This window comes from Christensenella sp. (assembly GCF_034927525.1).
Classification (GTDB): Bacteria; Bacillota; Clostridia; order Christensenellales; family Christensenellaceae; genus Christensenella.
Genome location: NZ_JAYFPU010000279.1, coordinates 1 through 2664, shown reverse-complemented (window position 1 = coordinate 2664; position 2664 = coordinate 1). Strand labels below are relative to the sequence as shown.

3 protein-coding genes and 1 pseudogene are annotated in these 2664 nt (G+C 52.2%); all 4 read right to left on the bottom strand.

Annotated features, from left to right (window positions below):
- Positions 1-565: pseudogene (locus VB081_RS11385) on the bottom strand (hypothetical protein); the annotation flags it as partial.
- Positions 566-577: 12 nt separating this feature from the next.
- Positions 578-1354 (bottom strand): MBL fold metallo-hydrolase, encoded by a 777-nt coding sequence (locus tag VB081_RS11380; RefSeq protein WP_323400932.1) that lies wholly within the window; start codon positions 1352-1354, stop codon positions 578-580.
- 36 nt (positions 1355-1390) lie between these two features.
- Entirely contained in the window at positions 1391-2431 is a 1041-nt protein-coding gene (locus VB081_RS11375) for a zinc-dependent alcohol dehydrogenase (RefSeq protein WP_323400931.1), read from the bottom strand.
- A gap of 39 nt (positions 2432-2470) precedes the next feature.
- On the bottom strand, positions 2471-2664 hold a 194-nt coding region (locus tag VB081_RS11370), incomplete at its 5' end, for an SDR family oxidoreductase (RefSeq protein WP_323400930.1).

Below are 2664 nucleotides of genomic sequence, written 5' to 3'. Positions count from 1 at the left end.
CACCGATGCTGCCGTGGTTTGAAAAAACCGCCAGTCCCGCATCACAGTCTTCGGGCACCGAAAGCCGCAGCCCGGGCTCTGCACACAGCATCGTATGCCCCGCCCATACAAAATCAAAATCAAATTCACTGAGGTTTGTCACGCAATAGTCGATGCGTACACAATGTGCCGCCGAAAAACTGATCCGTTTTTCAAAGCGGTACGGAAGCCTGATCCCATGCATTGCAAAGGCCACGCTTTCTTCCTCAAGCTGCATATCACACCTTGTGTTCCATACCTCACCGTGGTCGCTGAGCAGCGTACCCTTCCACGGAGCATCCTCGCAATAGCATGCGTCGATCGTGGGAAACATATCATCCATTCCACTGCATTCGCCGTCCGTATACAATCCGTCAAAAGGCATGGTACGGTACGCAGGCTCCGGCCGCTGCACCATAAACTGGCGCTTCCCATCGCTAAGCCAGGCCAGATTCCCGCCAAAATCCGGAAGAAACCGTGCTTCCAGCACATCGTTTTTGAGCACTGCCGCGCGCTGGTCTTTATAGCTTCCTTCATAACAGGACATGCCGCACCCCTCCTAGTAAATGATAAATTCCCCGGGCATACACATATCCAGCCTGCACGCAGGTGCATGACGCGCAAACGCGTCGATCGCCTCGATCGGGTTGCCGAGGTGCTTGGGAAACGTCCAGAAATGATGCGGGATACAAGCCGCTGCATGGAGGTCTGCCGCGAACACCGCCGCCTCACGCGCGTCAAGATTGCCAAACGCGCCGTTGATCGGAAGTAAGGCGACCTGCGGGCGCTGATCGCTGGCGTCCGCAAGCCGCTTTGTATTGTAGCTTGTATCGCCTGAATAATATATTTTTGTAAAACCAAAATCCAGTACGACTCCCAGCGCCTCCGGGGACAACTCCCCGTGGTCACAATCCACCGTGATCACCTTAAACTCATCAAAATCATACGTCTTGTTTTTTTCGATCAGGTTCATCTGTTTTGTAATACCGGCTTTTTTCGCTTCTTCCATACATACTTCGTTCGCGTAGCATTGTGTTTTGCCGCCTGCAAGCAGCACAGGAAGGCTGTCCATATCCAGATGGTCGCCGTGTTCATGCGAAACAAACAGATAGTCCGCTTCTATTTCGTCCGCCTCAAAAAGCGGTGCGCTCAGGCGCTTGAAAGCAAGCCCTTCCTCTTTTTCAAATAGCTTATACACATAATCCGAAAGATACGGATCGATCAGGATCACTTTATCGCCCGCCGTTTTGACCAAAAAACCCGCCTGTCCGATCCACGCAACGGCTACTTTGCCCTGCGCTACTTCAAGCGCCCGGACTTTTTCTTCAAATCTCATGCCCGCCTCTCCTTTTCCTTCGAACGTCCTGTTTTCTCAGTCAAACTTCAACAGCACCTTAATGCGGTCTCCGTCATTTTGGATCACGTGGTCGACCGCCTCCTGCGCATCGTTGAAATTGTAGACCGAGGAGATCAGCGGCTTAAAGGACACCCGCTTATATTTGAGCAATTCTATGATCCCCGGCATACTTCCGCCTGTTCCCGCTACCCCCAGCAGGTTCACGTCGTTTACCACAAATTTATCGATATTGAAGTCGTCGATCGGTTTTTCAAAGAACCCAAGCAGCACCACATTGCCGCCGCCTGAGATATAATTGGCACAATCCTTAAACATCTGCACATTCCCTGACGACTCGATGATCGTGTTTACGCGTCCTGTGACCGTGATTTTTTTGAGTTCCTCCGCGATATCCTGCGTCGCGGAATTAAGAAGGTAATCCGCCCCCATCTGCCGGCCGATCTCCAGCTTAGAATCGCGCCTGCCGACCAGTATCACCGAGCAGCCGATCGCCTTTAAGAGGCCAACCCCCGTGAGGCCGATAGGGCCTGTGCCGATCACCATCACCATATCGCCAAATTTCACGCCGCTTTTGATGATGCCCGCCATCGCGATAGAAGCAGGCTCAATGAGCGCGGCCTCATCGAGATCAGTATCGTCGCCCAGCTTATACGTCAGTCGCTCAGGCATCTTCATATATTCCGCAAAGCAACCGTCATATGTATTCAGCGTCCCTACGCTTCTCGCATTGGGACAATGCGCGCTGTTTCCACTCCAGCAAGTTGGGCAATCGAAGCACGGCACCCCGTTTTCACCGATCACATGGTCTCCCGGCTTGATCGTTTTCACGTCTTCGCCCACTTCCGTGACAATTCCCGACCATTCGTGGCCGATGCGGATCGGGTATTTTGCGAGCCCCTCCGTAACAAAGGTTGTTTCACCTGTAATAAGCGCAATATCTGTCGCACAAACACCCGCATAGCTTACCTTTGCTAAAATATCTTTGGGGCCGAGCTTCGGTTTTTCGACCTCAATGAATTCTGTGACGCCCGGTTCTTTTGCTATAAATGCTTTCATAAGTAAAGTCCCTCTCCATTTGTATTTCAGTGCATCCTATCAAAAATCTCTTGCAAAACCGCACGTCCATCCACCGTCCACGGTCAGGATGTTGCCCGTCATGTAAGTCATTTCATCAGATGATAAGAATATCGTCGTCCCCGCGATCTCCCACGGCTCGCCCGGCCGTTTCAGGGGGATATGCGACAGCAGCCTGTCTGCCATTGCCTTGTCAGCATAAAACAGCGCCTTCG

Excerpts from the sequence above, each read along its gene's own strand:
- VB081_RS11380 (WP_323400932.1), bottom strand. The coding sequence starts at position 1,354 with ATGAGATTTGAAGAAAAAGTCCGGGCGCTTGAAGTAGCGCAGGGCAAA.
- VB081_RS11375 (WP_323400931.1), bottom strand. The coding sequence starts at position 2,431 with ATGAAAGCATTTATAGCAAAAGAACCGGGCGTCACAGAATTCATTGAG.